The 22809-nt window shown below is 76.2% G+C and carries 15 protein-coding genes; 5 read left to right on the top strand and 10 right to left on the bottom strand.

Going from position 1 to position 22809, the window contains the following annotated elements:
- Nucleotides 1–197 precede the first annotated feature (197 nt).
- On the top strand, nucleotides 198–659 hold the full coding sequence (locus tag ACFYUY_RS00245; RefSeq protein ID WP_387896706.1) for a GreA/GreB family elongation factor: 462 nt from the start codon (nucleotides 198–200) through the stop codon (nucleotides 657–659).
- 28 nt (nucleotides 660–687) lie between these two features.
- Here the strand turns inward: ACFYUY_RS00245 and ACFYUY_RS00240 are convergent, their stop codons facing one another.
- From ACFYUY_RS00240 to ACFYUY_RS00220, 5 genes are all read right to left on the bottom strand, one after another.
- On the bottom strand, nucleotides 688–1995 hold the full coding sequence (locus ACFYUY_RS00240) for a DUF3533 domain-containing protein (RefSeq protein ID WP_360222061.1): 1308 nt from the start codon (nucleotides 1993–1995) through the stop codon (nucleotides 688–690).
- A 438-nt stretch (nucleotides 1996–2433) separates the two neighbouring features.
- Complete coding sequence (locus ACFYUY_RS00235; RefSeq protein ID WP_360222064.1) at nucleotides 2434–3468, bottom strand: isocitrate/isopropylmalate family dehydrogenase; 1035 nt, start codon at nucleotides 3466–3468, stop codon at nucleotides 2434–2436.
- A gap of 127 nt (nucleotides 3469–3595) precedes the next feature.
- Nucleotides 3596–4234, bottom strand: a complete 639-nt coding sequence (leuD, locus tag ACFYUY_RS00230) for a 3-isopropylmalate dehydratase small subunit (protein WP_387896703.1) — start codon at nucleotides 4232–4234, stop codon at nucleotides 3596–3598.
- 118 nt (nucleotides 4235–4352) lie between these two features.
- Nucleotides 4353–5750 carry a 3-isopropylmalate dehydratase large subunit gene (gene leuC, locus ACFYUY_RS00225; RefSeq protein ID WP_387896701.1) on the bottom strand — a complete coding sequence of 466 codons (1398 nt, stop codon included), beginning with the start codon at nucleotides 5748–5750 and terminating at the stop codon, nucleotides 4353–4355.
- Complete coding sequence (locus tag ACFYUY_RS00220; RefSeq protein WP_360223447.1) at nucleotides 5747–6949, bottom strand: pyruvate carboxyltransferase; 1203 nt, start codon at nucleotides 6947–6949, stop codon at nucleotides 5747–5749. Before ACFYUY_RS00220 ends, leuC begins: the two co-directional genes overlap by 4 nt.
- Nucleotides 6950–7254: 305 nt before the next feature.
- Between ACFYUY_RS00220 and ACFYUY_RS00215 the strand changes: the two genes are divergently transcribed.
- Nucleotides 7255–7593, top strand: coding sequence for a hydroxyisourate hydrolase (locus ACFYUY_RS00215; protein WP_360223449.1), 339 nt, complete (start codon nucleotides 7255–7257; stop codon nucleotides 7591–7593).
- Here ACFYUY_RS00215 and ACFYUY_RS00210 read toward each other — a convergent pair.
- Together ACFYUY_RS00210 and ACFYUY_RS00205 are read right to left on the bottom strand one after the other, a co-directional pair.
- Nucleotides 7566–10817, bottom strand: a complete 3252-nt coding sequence (locus ACFYUY_RS00210; protein ID WP_387896699.1) for a BTAD domain-containing putative transcriptional regulator — start codon at nucleotides 10815–10817, stop codon at nucleotides 7566–7568. The genes ACFYUY_RS00215 and ACFYUY_RS00210 overlap by 28 nt on opposite strands.
- 321 nt (nucleotides 10818–11138) lie before the next feature.
- Nucleotides 11139–12482: a class II 3-deoxy-7-phosphoheptulonate synthase gene (locus ACFYUY_RS00205; protein WP_360223153.1), complete on the bottom strand. Its 1344-nt coding sequence runs from the start codon at nucleotides 12480–12482 to the stop codon at nucleotides 11139–11141.
- A 195-nt stretch (nucleotides 12483–12677) separates the two neighbouring features.
- Here ACFYUY_RS00205 and ACFYUY_RS00200 point away from each other — a divergent pair, with 195 nt between their 5' ends.
- The 3 genes from ACFYUY_RS00200 to trpD are packed head-to-tail and all read left to right on the top strand — an operon-like array spanning nucleotide 12678 to nucleotide 15850.
- Nucleotides 12678–14177 (top strand): anthranilate synthase component I family protein, encoded by a 1500-nt coding sequence (locus ACFYUY_RS00200; RefSeq protein WP_360223150.1) that lies wholly within the window; start codon nucleotides 12678–12680, stop codon nucleotides 14175–14177.
- Nucleotides 14174–14749 carry an aminodeoxychorismate/anthranilate synthase component II gene (locus tag ACFYUY_RS00195; protein WP_360223147.1) on the top strand — a complete coding sequence of 192 codons (576 nt, stop codon included), beginning with the start codon at nucleotides 14174–14176 and terminating at the stop codon, nucleotides 14747–14749. The genes ACFYUY_RS00200 and ACFYUY_RS00195 overlap by 4 nt, the downstream gene beginning before the upstream one ends.
- 39 nt (nucleotides 14750–14788) lie before the next feature.
- A complete protein-coding gene (trpD, locus tag ACFYUY_RS00190; RefSeq protein WP_363362805.1) occupies nucleotides 14789–15850 on the top strand; it encodes an anthranilate phosphoribosyltransferase in 1062 nt (353 codons plus the stop codon).
- A 376-nt stretch (nucleotides 15851–16226) separates the two neighbouring features.
- Here the strand turns inward: trpD and ddaH are convergent, their stop codons facing one another.
- The 3 genes from ddaH to ACFYUY_RS00175 all read right to left on the bottom strand — a co-directional run.
- A complete protein-coding gene (gene ddaH / locus ACFYUY_RS00185; protein WP_360214110.1) occupies nucleotides 16227–17063 on the bottom strand; it encodes a dimethylargininase in 837 nt (278 codons plus the stop codon).
- A 257-nt stretch (nucleotides 17064–17320) separates the two neighbouring features.
- Nucleotides 17321–17545 (bottom strand): MbtH family protein, encoded by a 225-nt coding sequence (locus ACFYUY_RS00180; RefSeq protein ID WP_387896697.1) that lies wholly within the window; start codon nucleotides 17543–17545, stop codon nucleotides 17321–17323.
- A partial coding sequence (locus ACFYUY_RS00175; protein WP_387896695.1) for an amino acid adenylation domain-containing protein occupies nucleotides 17542–22809 on the bottom strand: 5268 nt, incomplete at its 5' end. The genes ACFYUY_RS00175 and ACFYUY_RS00180, both read right to left, overlap by 4 nt.

Below are 22809 nucleotides of genomic sequence, written 5' to 3'. Positions count from 1 at the left end.
ACCCGGTCGTCCGCAGGGAGGGGGTCCCCCGTCCGGCAGCCGTTCCGGCGCCGTGCCGACCGCGCCCCGGGGCGGCCGCTGCTCCGGTGCCGGGCCGAGGGGGAGGTCCTCCGGAAGGAGTTGCCGGGGGTCCGGGGCGGTGCGGTAATGGAGAGCGCCGTGCGGTGAGCGGACGACCAGCGATCCCGGGAGCAGGTATGACAGGCGGTCCCGAGCCCATCAGTCCCGAGGGCCTGCGGGCGGTGCAGGAGGACCTGGCGCAGCTGCGCGCCGAGCGGGCCAGGGCCGCCGCGACGCTGCGCGCGGAGGACCCGGTCGGCGACCGGGCCGACGCGGCGGACGAGCTGCAGCGGGCCTCCGACGTGCTGCGGCTGGACCGGCGGATCGCCGAGCTGGAGCTGCGGCTCCACGAGGCGGAGGTGGCGGGCCCGCCGGCCACCGACGTGGTGGGGGTGGGCTCCACCGTGACCCTCCGGTTCGCGGACGGCACCCGGGAGACCGTGGCGGTCGGGGAGCTCGCCGAGCACCTGGAGCAGAACCTGGTGACGGCCGACAGTCCGCTCGGCCGGGCGCTGCTCGGGCACCGCGCCGGGGACACCGTGGACTACCAGACGCCCGGGGGCGGGACCAGCGCGGTGGTGCTGTCGATCGGCCGCTGAGGCCGGGGGCTGGGCGCCCGCGGCCGGTTCACCCGGCCTGCGGGGTCCAGCGGTGCAGGCCCTTGCGGTCGTAGTAGCGGGTCATCCCGAAGCCGAAGGCCAGCGCGAGCACGGTGCCGATCACGATCATGATCCAGGCCCGGGTGAGGCCCGCGTCCGCCCGGGCGTCGAAGAAGAGGATGGCCCGGATGCCGTCGCTGAGCTGGCGCATCGGCTCGAAGGTCGCCAGGAAGCGGTAGAACCCGGGCACCGCCTGGAGCGGGATGGTCGCCCCGGAGGACGGCAGCGCGAACGCGATGAAGACGAACATCGACACCAGCTGGCCGATGCCGCCGAAGGCCGCGTTGATCGCCTGGACGCCGAGGCCGACGGCCAGGCTGGCGCAGTAGGCGAACACCCAGAGCAGTCCCTGGTGCGGGGCGTCCATGCCGAGCAGGGTGATCGAGCAGAGCATCACCAGGGTGGTGGTGAGCAGGGTGATCCCAGCCGTCATGACCATCTTCAGCAGCAGCGTCTGGGTGCGGCTGATCGGGACGGTCGGCCGCCGGGTGTGCCAGGGGCCGAGCTCGCTGTCGCTGTAGCCGAGCGCCGTGTCGACGCCGTTGTGGATGATGTTGCCGCCGATGAAGCCCATCAGCACGGCCAGCAGCGTGTAGTAGAAGGCGGTCAGGCCGAGCCCGCTGTGGGTGCCGATCGGGTGGCCGACCCGGGTGGTGACGGCGAGCGGGTCGGCGAGCAGCAGCCGCGCGGTGGGGCTGGTGTCGGGCCCGCCCGTGCCCTGGTCCCCGGCGGGCGGCAGGGCGGCGGTCAGCTGCTTGCCGACCGCCAGCGAGGCCTGGTGGGCCGCGGCCTGGGTGGTCTGGGAGGCCAGCGAGGAGCCGAGGCTGCCGAGCCCGGGGTTGGTCAGCACCGTCAGGGTGGGCTGCTCCGTCGCCCGCCCGGCCGCCAGTGCCTCGACGGCGGGGGTGAAGTCCGCCGGGACGACCAGCGCGCCGTAGACCTTGCCGGTGGCCAGCTGCTCGTTCGCCTCGTCCGGGTCGACCTGGCGCCAGTCGACGGTGCCGGCCGGGGTGTTCGCGACGACGGCCCGGGTCAGCTCGGTGCCGAGGTTCGTCTCCCGGCCCGGCGGGGGCGCGTTGCGGTCGGCGTTCACCAGGGCGATCGGCAGCCGGTGCAGCTGCCCGACCGGGTTGACGATGCCGCCCATGTAGAGCAGCGAGAGCACCACGGCCACCAGCCCGCACAGGACGGCGGGGACGATCCAGAGCTTGGGGCGGCGGGCGAGCACGAGGGCCCGCGCCTGCGGGGGACCTCCCTGGGAACCTGCGGAGGCCATGCCTGCCACCCCTCGGGTCCGGGCGGCAGCCTGGTGCTGCGGCCGGTGCGGTGGGAAGTCGTTCCGTGGCGGCCCCGTGGCCAAACCCGCGTCACCCGATCCGCCCCGTGGGGGTCGGCGGGGGCCCGGGCGGGCGCGCCGGCCGGCGTCGATAGCGGGCCGATGGCCGGGGCTGCCAGGCTGCAGCCGTCCCTACCCCGCTGCCGACCGGCCGCCGTCAGGACTTGGAGTCAGTTCGAGATGACCGAGCACACCGCGTTCCGCACCGCCGTGGCCCGCACCGCCGCCTTCCGGGCCGCCGGAGTCCGCGCCGACCACCGGTCGGGCGAGCACAACCCCTGGGGCTAGGACGAGCCCGTCGAGGCGGCGCACCGACCGCGGCGGCCGCCGTGGTCGGTGGGGCGACCACGGCGGCGGCAGGGGGCCGGTGGGGGTGCGTCAGGCCCTGAGGGCGGCCCGGACCGCGGCGCCGGCCTCCTTGGTGCCGAGGGTGCCGCCGAGGTCCGGGGTGCACGCGCCCTCCCCGACGGCGGTGCCGACGGCCAGCTGGACCGCCTTCGCCTCGGCCGCCCAGCCCAGGCGCTCCAGCATCAGCGCGGAGCTGAGGATCGCGCCGAAGGGGTTGCCGATGCCCCGGCCGGCGATGTCGGGCGCGCTGCCGTGCACCGGCTCGTACAGGCCGAACCCGGTCGCCGGGTTGATGTTGGCGGAGGCGGCGTTGCCCAGACCGCCGGCCAGCATGGCGGCCAGGTCGCTGAGGATGTCGCCGTAGGAGTTGTTGGTGACGATGACGTCGAACTGCGACGGGTCGGAGATCAGCTTCATCGCCGCGGCGTCGACGTAGAGGTGGGTGGAGCGGATGCCGGGGTTGCGGTCGGCGGCCGCCCGGAAGGCCCGCTGCCAGACCTGCCCGCCGTGCCGCACGGCGTTGGACTTGTCGACCATGCAGACGCCGCGCTCGGCGATCGAGTAGGCGTACTCCATCACCCGCGAGACGCCCATGTGGGTGCTGACGTCCGCGTCGATCGCCATCTCGTGCTCGGTGCCGCCGCGCAGCACGCCGCCGATGTCGGTGTAGAGGCCCTCGGTGTTCTCCCGGACGATCACGGCGTCGATGCCGCGGGTCCGGTCGTCGCGCAGCGGGCTCAGCCGCTCGTGCAGCAGGGTGGCGGGGCGGTGGTTGACGTAGAGGTCGAGGTCGAAGCGCAGGCGCAGCAGGACGCCGCGGCCGTAGTCCGAGGTCTTCACCCGGGGGTCGCCGATGGCGCCGAAGAGCACCGAGTCGCTGGCCCTGATCCGTTCGAAGTCCTCGTCGGACAGGGAGACCCCGGTCCGCAGGTAGGTGTCGGCGTTGACGTGGTCGAGGACGTCGAACGCGAGGTCCAGGCCCAGCGCGTCGATGGTCTCCAGGGCCTCCTGGGTCACCTCGGGTCCGATGCCGTCACCGGGGATGACGGTCACTGTCTTGGTCATGGGTCTCACCGTTTCTGGGGTGGGGCCGGCCGGTTCCGGGTCGGGCCGGCCGGGCCGGCCGGGGGTCGGGCGGGGTCACCGCCGCACGGCCCGGTGTCTCGGGCGGGGGCGCCGCGGGCGCCGGTGGTCAGGAGGCCCGGCGCCTGCGCGCCGCCTCCGGGGAGGAGAGGGCTCCGCGGGTGATGCTGGTCATCCAGGCGGGGCGGCGCTGTTCGAAGGCGGCGATCGCGTCGGCCTTGCGGAGGGTCACGTCGATGTCGTCGAGGCCGTTGAGCAGCAGCCAGCGGGCGCGGTGGTCCGCCTCGAACTCCCAGGTCCCGCCGGCGGCGGTGACGGTGAGCGCCTCGAGGTCGACGGTGATCCCGAACTCCGGGTCGGCCTGGGCCCGTTCGGCGAGGTCGGCGACGACGGGCACCGGCAGGGCGACGGCCAGCAGGCCGTTCTTCAGCGCGTTGCGCAGGAAGATGTCGCCGAAGCTGGTGGCGATGACGGCCCGGAAGCCCCAGTCGCGCAGCGCCCACACGGCGTGCTCGCGGGAGCTGCCGGTGCCGAAGTTGTGGCCCGCCACCAGGACGCTGGCGTCCTGGTGCTGCGGCTGGTTCAGGACGAACCCGGGCTCCTTGCGCCAGTGCCCGAACAGGGTGTCGGCGTAGCCGGACTTGGTGAGCCGCTTGCAGAACTCGGCCGGGATGATCTGGTCGGTGTCGACGTCGTCCCGGGAGAGCGCGACGGCCCGTCCGGTGTGCGCCGTGAGCGGCTCCCTCATGCCTGTGCCCCCTGCTGGTCGGTGCGCGCGGTCGGCGCGGTCGGGTCGGACGGACGGATCCGGGTGGACGGACGGATCCGGGCGGACGGACGGGTCGGGCTGGTGCGCCCGGCGGCGCTCACAGCTCGGTCGGCGCGGCCAGCCGGCCGACGACGGCGGTGGCGGCGGCGACGACGGGCGAGACCAGGTGGGTGCGGGCGTGGGTGCCCTGCCGGCCCTCGTAGTTCCGGTTGGAGGTGGAGGCGACCCGCTGGATGCCCTGCAGGCGGTCGGCGTTGATGCCCATGCACATCGAGCAGCCGGACAGCCGCCACTGCGCGCCGGCGTCCAGGAACACCTTGTGCAGCCCCTCCTCCTCGGCCTGGGCCCGGACGGCCATCGAGCCGGGGACGACGAGCATGGTGATGCCGTCGGAGACCTTGCGGCCGCGCAGCACGTCGGCGGCGGCCCGGAGGTCCTCGATCCGGCCGTTGGTGCAGGAGCCCAGGAAGACCGTGTCGATCCGCACGTCGCGCAGGGCGACCTCCGGCTCCAGGCCCATGTACTCCAGGGCCCGTCGGGCGGCCTGCTGCTCGGCGGCGGTCGCGAAGGTCTCCGGCGCCGGCACCGCGCCGTCCAGCGGCACGGCCTGGCCGGGGTTGGTGCCCCAGGTGACGAACGGCCGCAGCCCGGTGACGTCCAGCTCGACGACGCGGTCGAAGGCGGCGCCCTCGTCGGTGCGCAGCGAGCGCCAGTGGAGCTCGGCCTCGTCCCAGTCGGCGTCGGTGTCCGCCCAGCGCTCGCGCAGGTAGTCCAGCGTGGTGTCGTCCGGGGCGATCAGACCGGCCCGGGCACCCGCCTCGATGCTCATGTTGCAGACCGTCATCCGCCCCTCCATGGAGAGGTTCTCGACGGCCCGGCCGCGGTACTCGATCGCGTAGCCGTTGGCCCCGTTGGCACCGATGTGCGCGATGAGGGCGAGGATCAGGTCCTTCGGGGTCACGTCGGCCGGCGGCTCGCCGAGGAACTCGACGGCCATCGTCCGGGGGCGCGGGAGCGCCAGCGTCTGGGTGGCGAGGACGTGCTCCACGTCGCTGGTGCCGACGCCGAAGGCGAGCGCCCCGAAGGCGCCGTGCGTGGAGGTGTGGCTGTCGCCGCAGACCACGGTCATCCCGGGGCGCACGAAGCCCAGTTCGGGCGCCACCACGTGGACGATGCCCTGGTGGTCGTCGCCCAGCGAGAAGAGCTCGATGCCCTGCTCGGCGCAGTTCTCGCGCAGCCGCTCCAGCTGGGCGCTGCCCATCGCGTCCTTGACCAGCAGCGTGTTGGTGGGCACGTTGTGGTCTTCCAGGGCGAGGGCGAGGTCGGGCCGGCGGACCCGGCGCCCGGCCAGCTGCAGGCCGTCGAAGGCCTGCGGGGAGCTGGCCTCGTGGAGCAGGTGGAGGTCGATGTAGAGGAGGTCGGGCTCGCCCGGGGCCCGGTCGACGACGTGGCTCTCCCAGACCTTCTCGATCAGGTTGCGCGCGGTGCCGCTCATCGCCCGGCCACCGCCATCCCGGCGGCGTCGGCGGTGCGGCGCAGGCGGCCGGCGATGATCTCGCGCAGTTCGCCGAGCTCGACGCAGGTGCCGTCGGCGCGGTCGGCGATGTAGGTGTCGTAGATCTCGTCGAGCAGGTCGCGCTCGGCGCCGAGGCCCATCTGGTCGAACAGGTTGCGGACCACGGTGCGCCCGGAGTGCCGGCCGATGAGGATTCCGCGCTCCCGGCCGAAGCTGTGCGGTTCGACGTACTCGTAGGTCACCGGATTGCGCAGCATGCCGGCCTGGTGGATTCCGGCCTGGGTGGCGAAGGCGTTCTCGCCGAAAATGGCCTTGTTGCGCGGGGTGGACATTCCGATGATGCGGGCCAGCAGCTGATAGGCCGGGTAGAACTTCTCGGTGCGCAGCACGCTCGTGACGCCCAGCTGCTCGCCCTTGTAGAGCAGCACGGCGGCGAGCTCCTCCAGCGGGGTGTTGCCGGCGCGCTCGCCGATGCCAGCGATGGTGGCCTGCACCTCGTCCGCGCCCGCCGCGACGCCGGCCAGGGCGTTGGCGAGGGAGAGCCCGAGGTCCTGGTGGCAGTGGGTGGACAGGATGACGTCGTCGGGTATCCAGGAGCGGACCCGGGCGACCTGCGCGCCGAACTCGGCCGGGAGCAGGCAGCCGGTGGTGTCGGCGAGCGCCACCGTGCGGGCGCCCTCGGCGATGCCGGCCTCGATCATCGGGCGCAGCAGGTCGTCGCTGCCCCGGCTGGCGTCCTCCAGGCCGAGCGTGATGTCGGTGAAGCCCAGCTCACGGGCGAACCGGATGCTGTCGACGATCTCGTGGAGGCCCTCGGCGCGGGTGAGGCCGCGCTTGTGCTCCAGGTGCACGTCGCTGCCGGTGGCCATGATCTGGATCTGGTGGCCGGTGCCGGCGGCCTCGGCGGCCAGCTCGATGTCCGAGCGGACCGCCCGGTTGAGGGTGGCCACCTTGGCGGTGGTGAGCGCCCCCGAGATGAGTCTCGCCGCCTCGAAGTCGCGCGGTGACGAACTCGGGAAGCCGGCCTCGATGGTGTCGACGCCGGTGGCCTCGATGGCGAGGGCCAGCTCCAGCTTCTGCTCGGGGTTCATCGCGTTGCCGGGGGCCTGCTCGCCGTCGCGCAGCGTCGAGTCGAACACCCGGAGCCGTCGTGCGGTGGGGACGGATTTCGAGGACATGGGTATTTCCGCCTCTTTCGGGAACGCCACCGGACGGACGCCCGGACGGGGGTCGCGGTGTGCGGCGGCGGGTGAATGTGGCTGGCAGCGGTGACTTTACTGGGCGGGAATGAGCACCCGTCAAGACTTTTCGAACAAATAAGCATTCGATGGCGGGCCGATAGCGCGGCTCCCGACAATAGGCTCGACGCGCCCTTTTCCCGATGCATCGTGTACTGAGGTAAGGAGTGGTTATTCATGGCCGACATTCCGGGTGGACCGCGCAGGTCGTCGCCGTCGTCACGCGTGGAACGGGTGGGCTGAGCATGGGGAAGGTCATCGTCGAAGCGCTGGACGGCGTCCACGGGCGCTCCGCCGCCGGACTCGACGCGCGGCTGGAGTCGCTCGTGGACGACGAGTGGGTGCCGGTGGTCGAGCGCAGGACCGACGCGAGCGGCCGGATCGACGAGTGGGGCGGGACGGACGGCGGGCGGGGCCTCTACCGGCTGGTCTTCGACGTCGACCGGTACTTCACCGCACTCGGCCTCTGTACCGCGCACCCCGAGGTGGCGGCCACCTTCCGGATCCCCGACGGCGGGTCAGGGCACCGGGTGAACCTCACCCTCTCGCTGAACCACTACGCGGTGGCGTTCGTCGCCGACTGAACGGGCTGAACGGGCTGAGGAGGGTGAACGGGCTGGGCGGGGCCGGCGGGCTGGCCGGGCCGCCCGGGCTGGGCCGCCGGGCCGGGCGGGGCGGGGCAGGCCGACCGGACGGGGCGGGCGGGCCGCGGCGGCTGGGCCCTCGGGTCCGGCCGGGCCCACCGCCCGGGCCGGGCGGTGTCCGGCCCGGCCTCCGTCGGAGGGGCCGGCCCGGCCGGCCCGGGCTGACCGGCGGCCAGCCGGGCCGCGCGCAGCAGGTCGAGCGTGCGGGCCTCCTCGGCCGGTGTGCGCATCAGCCGGAACACCAGCCGGGCCCGTCTGAGGTGCTCGGCGGCCCGTTCGGCCTCGCCGGTGCCGAGCGCCAACTCGCCCAGGGTGACCAGGATCCGGCCCATGATCAGGCGCTCATTGGCGGCCTCCGCGAGGACCAGGGCGCGGTGCAGGGCGTGCGCGGCCTCGCCCGTCTCGCCGAGCCGGTGCCGGGCCGCGCCGATGCCGTGCAGCGCGTAGATCTCACCGGTGTGGTCGCCGATCAGCCGGACCACGTCGAGGGCCTGCGAGAAGGCCTCCAGGGCCCGGTCGTGGTCCCCGCGTTCCAGGTGGCCCTGGCCCATCCGGTGGAGCACCTGCGCCTCGACCCGGCGCCCGCGCCCCTCCCGGCTCAACCGCAGTGCCTCGTCGAGCAGTTCGGCGGCCCCGGTCTCGTCCCCCGCCCCCAGCCTGAGCTGGGCGAGGTTGTGCAGGACGTAGGCGACGGCCACCGAGTCGCCGCCGGCCCGCAGCACGGTGAGGGCCGCCTGGTAGTGGCGGGTCGCCTCGTCGGGCCGGCCGTCCACCCGGGCCAGGTAGCCGAGGCCGCGGGCGGTGAGCGCGGAGCCGAGGTCGTCGCCGAGCTCGGTGAAGATCCCGGCGGCCTGCCGGAAGCGCTCCTCGGCTGCGGCGAAGTTCTGCCGGGTCAGGGCGAGCGAGCCGAGCGAGTGCAGCGTGGCGGCCTGGCCGAGCCGGTCGCCGCCCTTGCGGGCCGCGGCGAGGGCGAGTTCGTGGGTGACCCGCCAGTCGTCCAGCCGGCCGTGGGTCTCCAGGAAGGTGACCGCGGTGACGGCGAGCTCCCAGCAGTGCGCGGTGAGGCCCATCACGGCCGCCTGTCTGACCCGCGCGACGAGCATCGGGCGCTCCCGGGAGAACCACAGCAGCGGTTCGGCCAGGATGCGGTCCACCGTGCGGTCGGGCAGCGGGTGCAGCGCGGTGCCGCGGCCGCGGATCAGCACGTCCCGCCCGTACTCGCGCCGGCGCGCCTCGACCAGCAGGTGGAGGAAGCAGCCGAGCACCCGGGTCAGCGCGGCCTCCCGGGCCTCGGCGCCCTCCTCCGCCACCAGGCGCTCGCGCGCGAAGACCCGGATCAGGTTGTGCAGCCGGTACTGGGTGTGGCGCCCGGGCGCGGCGGCGACGGCGTCCAGCAGCTGGGCGTCGGAGAGTTCGTCGATCAGGTCCTGGACCCGGTGCTCGGGCAGGTCGAGCAGCGCCATCCCGACCCAGGCCGAGAACGGCCCCTCGTCGACCAGGGCGAGCCTGCGCAGCAGCCGCCGGGCGTCCTCGCTGACGCCGTCGTAGGTCAGCGACAGGCCGGCCCGGATGCCGACGTCGGCGTACTTGAGCTCGTCGAGCCGGCGGGTCTCGTCCTCCAGGCGCTCCGCCAGCTCGGTGAGCTCCCAGTGCGGCCGGGCGGCGAGCCGGGCACCCGCGATGCGCAGCGCCAGCGGCAGGTGGCCGCAGAGCTCGGCCAGCGCCGCGGCGGCCGCCGGCTCGGCGGCGACCCGCCCGGGGCCGGCGATCCGCCCGAGCAGTTCGGCCGACTGCCCGGGGGCGAGGGTGGGCACGTCCACCCGGACGGCCCCGGCGAGGCTGCCGATGTGCCGCCGGCTGGTGACGATCACCGCCGACGTGGGCTTGCCGGGCAGCAACGGGGTGATCTGGTGCTCGGTGGCGACGTTGTCCAGGACGATCAGCACGCGGCGTTCGGCGAGCAGCGCGCGGTACATCTCGGCCCGTTCCTCCAGGCCCTCGGGGACGGCGGTGCCGTTGACGCCGAGGGCCCGCAGGAAGCGCTCCAGGACCTGGGCCGGTCCGACGGTGTCGGGGGCCGCGCCGTGCAGGTCGGCGAAGAGCTGCCCGCCGGGGAACTCGGCGGCGATCTGGTGGGCGGCGTGGACGGCCAGGGCGGTCTTGCCGACCCCGGCCTTTCCGACGACGGAGACGACCGGGACGGCCAGCCGGGACTGCTCGTGGGAGCCGAGCAGGAGCCGCTCGCGCAGCCCGGCGAGCAGGTCCTCGCGGCCGGTGAAGTCCGCCAGGTCGGCGGGGAGCATCTCGGGGACGGTGACGGGGGCCGCGGGGGCGGTGGGTGCCGTGGCGGCGGGCGGGCCGGCGGGCGGGCGGCCGGCCGGGGCGGCGGACGGGCCGGTGCCGGGGAGGTCGAGCCGGGGGTCGGTGGCGAGGATGGCGTGCTCGAGCCGCTTGAGCCGCGGGTCCGGCTCGACGCCGAGCTCGTCGATCATCCACTGCCGGGCGTCGCGGTAGACCCGCAGCGCCTCCGCCTGCCGCCCCGAGCGGTACAGCGCCAGCATCAGCTGGCCGCGCAGCCGCTCCCGCAGCGGGAACTCGTCGACCAGGGAGAGGAGTTCCCCGACGACCTCGCCGTGCCGGCCGAGCGCGAGCTCCAGCTGGAGGCGCTCCTCGGTCGCGGCCGCCCACTGCTCGGTGAGCGCCGTCGCGGCGGAGCGGACCACCTCGCTGGGCAGGCCGCCGAGCGGGTCGCCGCGCCACAGCACCAGCGCCTCGCGGAAGAGCTCGGCGGCCTCGGCCCGCCGCCCCCGGTCGCGCAGCGGCCGCGCCCGGCCGACCAGGGCGCGGGCGCGCAGCAGGTCGAGCTGGTCGTCCGCCACCCCGATCAGGTAGCCCTGCGGGTGGGTGGTGATGACGTCGGAGAGGCCGTGCGCGGCGAACAGCCGGCGCAGCGCGGAGACGCTGATCTGGAGCTGCGCGCGGGCGGTGGCCGGCGGCGCCTCCTCGTACAGCGCCCGGACCAGGCGCTCCACGCTGACCACCCGGTTGGCGTCGAGCAGGAGGGCGGCGAGCACCGTCTGCTGGCGGATCCCGCCGAGGTTCAGAGGGCGCCCGTCGACGAGCGCCTCCAGCGGTCCGAGGATGCGGAAGGCGACCGACGGCACGGGTGTCCCGCCGCCGTCGTGGCGTATGCCGGAATCAGGTCGGTGCCCCACCGTTTCCACTCCCCCCAGAGGAACAGGCGCAGATCGCAAGGCACTCTAAGGACGGGCTCGTCAACGGGTCAACGAATTTCAGTTCTCCTGAAAACACGCCGACGGCAGGCCTGTTCCCCGCACCCGCCCACCGGGGTGGCGGGACCGAATTGCGGGGGGAATTGCCGAATGGCCGGGGTCGGCGCGCACCGCCCCGGCCGTCGCGTGCCGCCGGGGGCACCGGGCGCCGGCGGGCACGATCGCGCTCCGGGGCCCCCGGCGCCCCCGGGGTCAGCCCTTCATCAGCTCCGCGACCCGGAAGGCGAGGTCGAGCGACTGGCGGTGGTTCAGCCGCGGGTCGCAGGCCGTCTCGTAGCGGTGGTGCAGGTCCTCGGCGCGCACCCCGTCCCCGCCGCCGAGGCACTCGGTGACGTCGTCGCCGGTGAGCTCCACGTGGATGCCGCCCGCGTGCGTGCCCAGCTCCCGGTGCACCGCGAAGAACCCGGCCACCTCGTCGAGGATGTCGTCGAACCGGCGGGTCTTGCGGCCGTCCTCGGTCTGCACGGTGTTGCCGTGCATCGGGTCGCAGATCCAGGCGACCTGCGCGCCCTCCGCCGCGACCTTCTCGACCAGCGGCGGCAGCAGTTCGCGCACCCGGCCGGCGCCCATCCGCGCCACGAAGGCCAGCCGGCCGGGGCGGCGCTCGGGGTCGAGGCGGTCGACGTAGCCGAGCACCTCGTCCGCGGTGGTCGCCGGGCCGAGCTTGACGGCGACGGGGTTGCGGACGCCGGCGAAGTAGGCGACGTGCGCGTCGTCCAGGCCCCTGGTCCGCTCGCCGAGCCAGAGCAGGTGGCCGCTGGTCGCGTAGTCCGCCCCGGTGCGCGGGTCGGTGCGGGTGAGGGCCTGCTCGTAGTCCAGCAGCAGCCCCTCGTGGCTGGCGAAGAACTCGGCCTCCAGCAGCCCGGCCGGGTCGCAGCCGCAGGCCTGCAGGAAGCGCAGCGCGCGGTCCACGCCGTCGGCCAGCTCCTCGTAGCGCCGGCCCTCGGCGGAGTCCTCCAGGAAGCCCCGGTTCCACTGGTGCGCCTGGTAGAGGGAGGCGCTGCCGCCGGCCGCGAAGCCGCGCACCAGGTTGAGGGTGACGGCCGACGCCTCGTACATCCGCCGCAGCCGGGCCGGGTCCGGGCGGCGGGACGACTCGGTGAAGTCCGGGCCGTTGACCGCGTCACCGCGGTAGGAGGGCAGGCTGACGCCGCCCCTGGTCTCGTCCGGCTGGGAGCGCGGCTTGGCGTACTGCCCGGCCAGCCGGCCGACCTTCACCACCGGGACGCCGCCCGCGTAGGTCAGCACCACGGCCATCTGCAGCAGGGTGCGCAGCTTGGCGGTGACCGCGTCGGCGGTGAGGCCCGCGAAGGTCTCGGCGCAGTCGCCGCCCTGCAGGACGAAGGCCTCGCCGCGGGCGACGGCGGCCATCCGGTCGGTCAGCCGGTCGCACTCCTCGGCGAGGACCAGGGGCGGGGCGGCCGTCAGGTCGGCGACCACCTCGCGCAGCGCCGCCCGGTCCGGCCACTGCGGTTGCTGGGCCGCCGGGAGGGAACGCCAGGCGGCACGTGCTCCGGTCTGCGGAATTCGATTCATCACGGCCCTCGGATGGGAACGGAAATCGCTGGCCCGCTCATTGCAGCCCGGCCGCGGAAAGAAGGTCAAGCGTCGACGAATTGGCCTGCCTCCGCACCGGAGAACTGGTCTGACCGCCTTCCCGGAACAACGGATTGACTGGAGACCATTCGTCCACCGGCCGTACCCAGCCGGCCTTTCACGATGAGGATTCCGATGCCAGACGCGCCATCGCACCCTCCGTTCGCCGTCCGGCTCGGCGCCGTGCCGCTGCCGTCGCACGACCCGCTGGAGCTGTACACCCGGCTGAGCCGGCGGCACGGTCAGGACGAGGTCTACCTGCTGGAGAGCCTCACCGAGTCCGGGCGGCCGGGCGGACCGGCCGTCGTCGGCTGCGGCCGGCTCGCCGAGATCCGGCTGTACGGCTCCCACCTGGAGATCGACGGCGCGGCGGAGCTCGCCGCGGGCCTGCGGGCGGCCGCCCTGGCCGCGGGCCTCGCCCCCGCCGCCGGCGCCCCCGGCCGGCTGGCGGCCGACGACCCGGCCAGGACCTGGGAGTTCCTGCGGCGCGCGCAGGCCCTGTTCGCCCCGGACCGGGAACTGCCCGGCGACCGCTTCCACTTCGGCTTCCTCGCCCGGTTCGGCTACGACGCCGCCTGGCACATGGAGGACCTGCCGCCGCGGGCGCAGCCGCCGGCCCGCCCGGACGCCGTGCTGACGCTCTTCCGCGACGCCGTCCGCTACGACCCGGCCGGACCGCCGGTGCTGCTGAGCGCGGACTGCCCGGCCTTCGACGGGCAGGGCCGGTACGACGTCCCGGGCGCCGCCCGGGAGGCCGCCTGGCAGGACCCGCCGGCCGCGTGCCCGCCCGCCGTCCGCCCGCGGTCGGTGCAGGACAGCGTGGACCGCGACACCTTCCACGGCTGGGTCGAGCGCTGCCTGGAGCACATCCGGGTCGGCGACATCTACCAGATCCAGGTCGGCCACCGGATCGACGTGCGCACCGCGCTCACCCCGGTCGAGGTCTACCGGCGGCTGCGCTCGCGCAACCCCTCCCCGCACATGTACCTGCTGCCGAACGGCGGGGGCACGCTGATCGGGGCCAGCCCCGAGCTGCTGTTCCGGATCGAGGACGGCCGGATCGTGATGCGCCCGATCGCCGGCACCACCCGCCGCGACGCGGACGAGGAGGAGAACGAGCGGCGGATCAAGGCGCTGCTCGCCAGCCCCAAGGAGCAGGCCGAGCACGTGATGCTGGTCGACCTCTCGCGCAACGACATCAGCCGGGTCTGCCGCCCGCACACCCTGGCCGCCGACGACCTGATGGTGGTGGAGACCTTCTCGCACGTCTTCCACCTGGTGTCGACGGTCAGCGCCGAGCTGGAGGAGGACGCCGACGTCTGGCGGTCGCTGTGCGCGACCTTCCCGGCCGGGACCATGACCGGCGCGCCGAAGCTGCGCGCCATGGAGATCATCCACGAGATCGAGCGGGAGCCGCGCGGGGCCTACGCGGGCGCCGTCGGCCTGATCGACGTCGGCGGCTGGAGCGAACTGGCGCTGTGCATCCGGACGATCGCGCACGACGGGGCGGTGTACTCCGTGCAGAGCTCGGCGGGGATCGTCGCCGACTCCACGCCCGAGGGCGAGTGGAACGAGACGCTGGCGAAACTGGGCGCCGCCTACTGGGCCCTGACGGGTGAGGAGTTGACGGCGTGAAGGTTCTGCTGGTGGACGCGCGGGACAGCTTCGTCCACATCATCGACCAGTACCTGCGGGCGCTCGGCGCGGACACCGAGGTGGTCCGCTCGCACACCCGCACCCCGGAGCAGCTGGCGGCCTCCGGGCCGGACGCGGTCGTGCTCGGCCCCGGCCCCGGCCACCCGGCGGCCTCCGGGCACGTCGAGCTGGTCCACCACTTCGCCGGGCGGGTGCCGCTGCTCGGCGTCTGCCTGGGCCACCAGGCGATCGGGCTGGCCTTCGGCGGCCGGGTCGAGGTCGCCGACCGGCTGATGCACGGCCGCACCAGCACCGTCACCCACGACGGGCGCGGCCTGTTCGCGGGCCTCGGCAACAGCCTGACCGCGACCAGGTACCACTCGCTGATCGTCACCTCGCCGCTGCCCGAGGAGCTGGAACTCACCGCCACCGCCGACGACGACGGCTACGTCATGGGCATGCGCCACCGCAGCCTGCCGATCGAGTCGGTGCAGTTCCACCCCGAGAGCATCACCACCACCGGCGGGATGCAACTGCTGGAGAACTTCCTCGCGGCCGGCGTCGGCCGCTGACCGCGCCACCGGGAAACGACGAGCGGAAACGGGTGCCCCGTGACTGGGAATTCTGACACGCGAGACTGGCCGCGGCTGCTCGCGGCACTGATCGCCGGAACGGACCTGAGCGCCGCCGACACCGGCTGGGCGATGGACCGGGTGATGCGCGGCGAGGCGGCCCCGGCGCAGCTGGCCGGCTTCCTGGTGGCGCTGCGGGCCAAGGGCGAGACCGCCGAGGAGGTCGACGGGCTGGTCCGGTCCGCCCGCGAGCACACCGTGCGGGTGGACGTGCCCGGGCCGACGCTGGACATCGTCGGCACCGGCGGGGACGGCGCGAAGACCGTCAACGTCTCCACCATGGCCGCGATCGTGGCGGCCGCGGCCGGCGCCCGGGTGGTCAAGCACGGCAACCGCTCGGCCTCCTCGGCCTCCGGCTCGGCCGACGTCCTGGAGCGGCTCGGCATCGCCCTGGAGCTGTCGGCGCAGGAGGTGGCCCGCTCGGTGCGCGAGGTCGGCATCGGCTTCTGCTTCGCCCCGGCCTTCCACCCCGCCTTCCGCCACGCGGCCGTCGCCCGGCGCGAGTTGGGCGTGCCGACGGCGTTCAACGCGCTGGGCCCGCTGACCAACCCGGCCTCGCCGACGGCGATGGCGGTCGGCGTCGCCGACCCGCGGCTGGGCCCGCTGATCGCCGCCGTGTTCGCCCGCCAGGGCGTCGACGCGCTGGTCTTCCGGGGTGACGACGGCCTCGACGAGCTGTCCGTCGCCACCACCTCGACGGTCTGGTCGGCGACCGGCGGGGAGGTCGTCGAGGAGCGGCTCGACCCGCGCGGGCTCGGCATCCCCACCGCGGCTCCGGACGCGCTGCGCGGGGGCGACGCGGCCCACAACGCGGAGGTGGTGCGGGCCGTCCTGGACGGCGCGCGCGGGCCGGTGCGCGACGCCGTCCTGCTCTCCGCGGCGGCCGGCCTGGCCGCGCTGGAGCCGTCGCGGCGGCCGGTGTCCGAGCGGCTGGCCGCGGTGCTGCCCCGGGCCGCCGAGGCGGTCGACTCGGGCGCGGCGGCGGCGCTGTTGAAGCGCTGGGTCGAGGGCTCCCGGCCGGGCGCGCCGCGGGCCGGCTGAGCGCTACCGGCCGGGCGGGACGCCGACCGGGCGGGCGGGCCCCGGCCCGCCGCCTGCCGCCCGGGCCCCGGCGGCGACGGGGCCCCCCCGCCCGCCGGGGGCGCGGCCGGCGGGGGCCGCGGCGGGGCCCCGGGCCGGGGGGGCGGGCCGGGGCGGGCGGGGGGCGGCGCGGGAGGGGGGGGGGGGGGGCCCCCGGGGGGGGGCGCCGGGGCGGGGGGGGGCGCCCCCGGCCCGTCGGCGTCATCGTGCCCGCCCCGGCCGGGTGCGCGGCGCGGGCCGGGCGTACGGGGTGCGCGGGTGCGGCGTGCCTCGTGGGCGCCGGGCCCGGGCGCACGTCCGCCCCGGGGCCACCGAGGGCCCCGGGGCGGACGGCCGGTCAGTCGCGGTGACGCAGCTCCAACGTGCAGCACTTGACGCTGCCGCCGCCCTTGAGCAGCTCCGACAGGTCGACGCCGATCGGCTCGAAGCCGCGCTCGCGCAGCTTGACGGCGAGGCCGGTGGCCGCCTCCGGCAGGAACACGTGCCGGCCGTCGCTCACCGCGTTGAGGCCGAACACGGCCGCGTCGTCGGCGTCGGCGAGCACCGCGTCCGGGAAGAGGCGGCGCAGCACCGCCCGGCTGCCCGAGGAGAAGGCGTCCGGGTGGTACATCACCTCGTCGCCGTCCAGGACGGCCAGCGCGGTGTCCAGGTGGTAGTAGCGCGGGTCGACCAGCTGCAGGCCGATCACCGGGCGGCCGAAGAACTCCTGCGCCTCCTCGTGGCCCGCCGGCGTGCTGCGGAAGCCCCGGCCGGCGAGCACGTACGAGGCGGTGACCAGGAAGTCGCCCTCGCCCTCGTTGACGTGCTGCGGGTCGTGCCGGTCGGCGTAGCCGTGCGAGCGGAACCACTCCAGGTAGGCCGGGCCCTCGGCGGCCCGCTCCGCGTTGCGGAAGCGCGCGCCGAGCACCTTGCCGTCCACCACGGTGGCGCCGTTGGCGGCGTACACCATGTCCGGCAGACCGGGGATCGGGTCGATCAGCTCCACCCGGTGGCCGAACTCCCGGTAGAGGGCGTGCAGCCGCTCCCACTGCGCGACGGCGAGCCCGGTGTCGACGGGCTTCGCCGGGTCCATCCACGGGTTGATCGCGTAGCTGACCTCGAAGTGGGTGGGGCGGCACATCAGGTAGTGCCGGGGGCGGGCGGTGCGCTCGGCCCGCGGTGTGGCGGCGGTCATCGGTGACTCCTTGTGAGGGATCGGGAGGTCGGGCGGCGGGGCTCGCTCGGCCCGGACGGGCGGCGATCGGGTGCCTGCGGGGCTCCGGGGCCGGTCCGCGGGCGGCGCGGCCGGGTGTGGGGGAACCCGGGCGCGCCGCACCGCGTCGCTACGGGCCGGCCCCGCGCCCGTCCCTGACATGCTGTCAGTTCCCGTTCAGGGGGCGGAAGATCCTTAAGCCAGGGCGGAACAGCCCTGATGGAACCGGTCGGCCGGGCTCAGTCGACGCGGGCGTCCATCGCCTCGGCCAGGCTGCGCGGGCGCAGGTCGGTCCAGTGCTTCTCGACGTAGTCCAGGCAGGCCTGCCTGGTCTCCTCGCCGAACACGCTCCGCCAGCCGGCGGGCACCTCGACGAAGGCGGGCCAGAGCGCGTGCTGGTTCTCCTCGTTCACCAGGACCAGGAAGGCGCCCTGCTCGTCGTCGAAGGGGTTGGTGCTGCTCATCGGGACCTCGTCTCAGTGGTGGTGGGAAACTCGCGGACCGGCGGCGTCGCCCGACCGGCCGGGGCGGCGCGTTCGTCGGGGCGGCGCGGCTCGTCGGGGCAGCGGGGCTCGTCGGGGCAGCGGGGCTCGTCGGGGCAGCGGGGCTCGTCGGGGCCGTTCAACGTGTCGGGGCCGTTCAACGCGTCGCAGAACGCGGCGACCCGCCGCCGGAAGGCGGCCGCCACCCGACCGGCGGACGGGCCGTCGCAGCGCTCCAGCGCGTGCACCAGGGTGCACTCCAGCCCGTCCGGCGAGCCGTCCGCGGCACGCCGCTCCACCAGCTGGAGCAGCAGGTCGACGGCGGTGCGGGTGGCCGGGACGGGCCGCTCGACGGCCGTCAGGGCGTCCGTCCAGCGCACGTCCGCACCGGGCGGGGCGGGCCGCACCAGATGGGAGAGCGCCACCCCGAACAGCGGCTGGCGGCCGGCCTCCCGGGGCGGGTTGAGCAGCTCCACCACCCGGTCGAACGGCAGGTCCTGGTTGGCGTGCGCGGCCAGCAACCGTTCCCGCACCCGGCCGACCAGGGTGCGGGCGTCCGGGGCGCCGGACAGGTCGACCCGCAGCACCACGGTGTTCACCAGGCAGCCGACCACGCCGTCCAGCGCCTCGTCGTCCCGGCCGGCCAGCGGCACGCCGAGCGCCAGGTCGCGACCGGCGCCCAGGTCGCCCAGGGCGGCGGCGAACGCCGCCTGCAACAGCATCCCGGTGCCGGCCGAGCAGGCCCGGGCGGCCGCGGCCAGCCGCCGGTGCGCCGCCGCGTCGAGGGCGAACCGCACGGTGCCGGCCTCACCCGGCGCGGCGCCCGGCACCCCGGTCGCCTCCGGCAGCCCCCGCCACGGCGGCAGGGCCGCCAACTCGGCCCGCCAGTGGGCCTCCTGGCGAGCGGCCGGACCGTCCGGCCGGGACTCCTCGCCGAGCCGCCCGCGCAGCCACAGGGCGCAGTCCGCGAACTGGACGGCCGGGGCCGGCCACGCCGGGGCCCGGCCGCCCGCCCGGGCCCGGTAGGCGGACCGCAGGTCGGCCAGCAACGGTCGGAGGCCGTGCCCGTCCACCGCCGCGTGGTGCAGCACCAGCAGCAGGGTGTGCCGGTCCGGGCCGCTGCGCAGCAGTGCGGTGCGCAGCGGCGGCTCCGTCAACAGGTCGAAGCCGCGGTCGAGTCCGGCGGCGATCCGCTCGTCCAGCAGCTCGGGCGGGACGTCCTCGCGCTGCGGCGCGGCCGGGGCCTGCGCCGGGTCGAGGACGCGCTGCTCCGGGCCGTCCGGGCCGTACGGCAGGACGGTGCGCAGCGCCTCGTGCCGGGCCACCACGTCGCCGAGCGCGGCCGTCAGCGCGGCGGCGTCCAGCTCCCCGGTGAGGTCGAGGGCCAGCGCGGTGAGGTGGTCCGGGCGGTGCTCGCCCAGGTAGCCGGCCGTCCACAGCCGCAGTTGGGCGGGGGCGAGCGGCAGCCGGGCGGGCCGGTCCGCCGGATCGGGCGGGCCCGGTGCGGCGGCGGCCGGGCGGGCGGCCCGGTCGAGCCGGCGGTCCAGCGCGGCCACCGTGGGCGCGTCGAACAGCTCGCGCAGCGGCAGGTCGACGCCGAGGACGGCCCGGATCCGGCCGGTCAGCCGCATCGCGGCGATCGAGTTGCCGCCGAGGGCGAAGAAGTCGTCATCCGCGGCGACGGCCGGGGCGTCCAGCACCTCCGCGAACAGGGCCGCCAGGACCTCCCGGCGGGGCGTGCGGGCCGGCTCTGCGGCCGGGCGCGGCGGCGCCGGGAGCGCGGCCGCGTCGACCTTGCCGTTCGGGTCCAGCGGCAGCCTCTCCACCGGGACCAGCACGGCCGGCACCAGGTGGCGCGGCAGCCGGTCGGCGAGCCGGCGGCGCAGCTCGGCGACGGCCACCGGCCGGTCGGCGACCAGGTAGCCGACCAGGGAGCGCCCGGCCGGACCGCTGCCGTGCGGCACCACCCGGGCGGCGGTGATCCCGGGCTCGGCGCACAGCGCGGCCTCGATCTCGCCCGGTTCGATCCGGAAACCGTTGATCTTCAGCTGCCGGTCGGCGCGCCCGAGGAAGTGCAGCAGGCCGGCGGCGTCCCAGCGGCCGAGGTCGCCGGTGCGGTACAGCCGGCCGCCCGGCGGGCCGTACGGGTCCGCGACGAAGCGTTCGGCGGTGCGCGCCGGCGCGCCGTGGTAGCCCTCGGCCAGGCCCGCCCCGGCCAGGTAGACCTCGCCGGGGACGCCGGGCGGCACGGTGCGCAGGGCGTTGTCCAGCAGCAGCACCCGCGTCCCGGCGAGCGGGCGCCCGACGGGGACGGCCTGGTCCTCGCGGACCGGGCCGGGCGGGAGCTCGTGGCCCAGCGCGAAGGTGGTGCTCTCCACCGGGCCGTACAGGTCGAGCAGCCGCTGACCGGGGGCGGCCCGGCGGGCCCGGGCGAGCGCCGCCGGGGGGACGACGTCGCCGCCGGTGCAGATCAGCCGCAGCCGGGCGAGGGCGGCCGGGATCTGCTCGGTGAGCAGGTCGAACAGGCCGGCCGTGAGCCAGGCCGCGGTGACGCCGCCCTGCTCGACCACCCGCGCGTAGTCCGCCGGGGCCAGCTCCCCGGCCGGGGCCACCACGACCTGGCGGCCGGTCAGCAGCGGTGCGAACAGCTCGTAGACCACGGCGTCCCAGGCGTGCGGCGAGTGGAACAGCACGCGGTCGTGGTCCGGCCCGTGCCAGAGCGGGTCGTCGGCCAGCGCCAGGACGGCGCGGTGGGTGACGGCGACGCCCTTCGGCCGACCGGTCGAGCCCGAGGTGTGCAGCAGCTGGGCGACGGCGTCCGGCGGCACCGTCGTCCCGGGGTTCGCGGTGCTCGCGCCGGAGCTGCGGGCCCGCGCCAGCCCGTCGGCGTCCAGCAGGAGCGCGGTGCCCGCCCCGGCGGCGAGCTCGCGCGCCCGGGCGGCCGGGAACCCCTGGTGCAGCGGGACGCAGACCGCGCCGAGCTTGGCCAGCGCCAGCACCGCCACCGGCACCTCCGGGGAGCGCGGCACCCGCAGGGCGACCCGCGTCCCGGCCCGGACGCCGAGCCCGGCCAGGTGGTGGGCCAGGCGGTTGGCCGCGGCGTTGAGCGCGCCGTAGGTGGTGGTGCCGGGCGCACCGGCGCCGCCGCCGTACCGCAGGGCCACCCGGTCCGGGTGCTCGGCCGCCAGCCGCTCGAACCGCGCACCGATCGACGGCGGTTCGGCGGCGGCCGCCGGGCCGGTGCCCCAGGCCCGCAGGCCGGCGCGCTGCACCGGCGACAGCAGGTCGACCCGGCCGGCGGTGAGCGCCCCGGCCCCCGGGCCGGCCAGGACGGCGCAGGCGGCGGTGAACAGGCCCCGGACCCGGTCCGCGTCGATGTGCCCGTCCAGTTCGGCGGGGCGTAGCTGGAGCCGGACGTCGAGGCCGCCCCGGCGCGGGAGCACCACCAGCGACAGCGGGTAGTGGGTGCCGTCGGACGGCTCGACCCGGTCGATCCGCAGCCCCGGCGCGGGCTCGCGGGCCCCCTCCTCGTCCAGCGGGTAGTTCTCGAAGACCAGCGAGCTGTCGAACAGCCGGCCGGCCCCGACGGCCTCCTCGATCTCGGCGAGCCCCAGGTGCTCGTGGTCCAGCAGCGCGGTGCGCTCGCGCTGGAGCCGGGCGGCGAGCCCGGGCAGCGGCTCGCCGGGGTGCAGCCGGGCCCGCACCGGGACGGTGTTGATCAGCAGGCCGACCAGCCGCTCCGCGCCGGGAAGTTCGGCCGGGCGCTGGGCGACGGTGGTGCCGAAGAGGACGTCGTCCCGGCCGGTGAGGTGGGACAGCACGAGGGCCCAGGCCGTCGAGACCAGGGAGCCGAGGGTGACCTCCCAGTCGGCGGCCCGCGCCCGCAGCCCGGCGGCCAGCTCCGGGGCGAGGGTGAAGACGGTCGTGGACGGGGCTCCGGCCGGGTCCGCCGCCCCGGCGCGACCGACCCGGGTGGGTTCGGCGCCGGCCAGGGCGGTGCGCCAGGCGGCCCGGGCCGCCACCGTGTCGCGGGCGGCCAGCCAGTCGAGGTAGCCGCGGTAGGCGGGCGGCGGGGGCAGCTCACCGCCCTGGTGCAGGGTGAACAGCTCGCCCAGCACGATCGGCACCGACCAGCCGTCCAGCAGCAGGTGGTGGTGGGTGAAGACCAGCCGCCAGCGGTCGGCCGCCAGCCGGAGCAGCGTGAAGCGGACCAGGGCGGGCCCCGGCGGCGGCGCGTCCGGCGTGAACGGCCGCAGGTCCTCCGCCGCGTGCCGCCGGGCCGCCTCGGCCCGCTCCCCCGCCGGCCGCCCGGTGAGGTCCAGGGTGCGCCAGGGCGGCGGCGCCGGGGCGGCGGGCACGACCTGCCGCGGTGGGCCGTCCCCGTCGGCGGTGAAGGCGGCGGCGAGGTGCGGGTGCCGGCGGAGCAGCCGGTGGGCGGCCTCGCGCAGCCGCTGCGGGTCGAGCGGCCCGGTGAGGTCGAGGGCGAGCTGGACGAGGTACGGGTCGGGGCGGCCGTCGCGGACGGCGTAGCGGGAGTGGAAGAGCAGGCCGCTCTGCAGCGGGGTGGCGGGCAGGGCCTCGGCGTCCGCGGCGGTGGCGGGCGGGGCGGCGTCCGACGGGCCGTCGGACGCGGGGTGCGCGGGGGCGGGGTGCGCGGGGGCGGCCGCGGCCGCGGCGGGCTCGCGAGCGGGACCGCCGGCGAGTGCGGCGGGGACGGCTTCGACGGGGGCCGCCGCGACGGTGGTGGTCAGGGCGGTCAGCGCGCGCTCCCAGCGGGCCGCGAGGCCGCCCACGGCGGCGGCGTCCAGCACGCCCGCCGGCCAGGCCCACTCGACCCGCAGCCGCGACCCGTCCGGGCCCGCCTCCACGAAGGCGTCCACCGCGAGGACGTGCGAGAGCGCGAGGGCCGGGTCGGCCTCGCCCCGCAGGGTGCCGGGCAGCGGCCGCCAGGGCCCGCGCCGGTCGGTGTCGAACCGGCCCAGGTAGTTGAAGGCGATCGGCGCCGTGCGCTCGGGCAGCCGGCCGGCCTGCCGGAGCAGACCGTACGTCAGGCCGCGGTGCGGGGTGGCCCGCAGCGTGTCCCGGGCGGCGGTGACGGCACGGGCCTCGGCGGCACCGGCGGCCTCGTCGGCGGCGGATTCGGCGGACCCGGCACCGGCGGCCTCGTCGGCGGCGGATTCGGCGGACCCGGCACCGGCGGCCTCGTCGGCGGCGGATTCGGCGGACGCGGCACCGGCGGCCTCGTC

It is taken from the genome of Kitasatospora sp. NPDC004745, assembly GCF_042873275.1.
GTDB lineage: Bacteria > Actinomycetota > Actinomycetes > Streptomycetales > Streptomycetaceae > Kitasatospora.
This window is presented reverse-complemented; position numbering and strand designations above follow the sequence as displayed.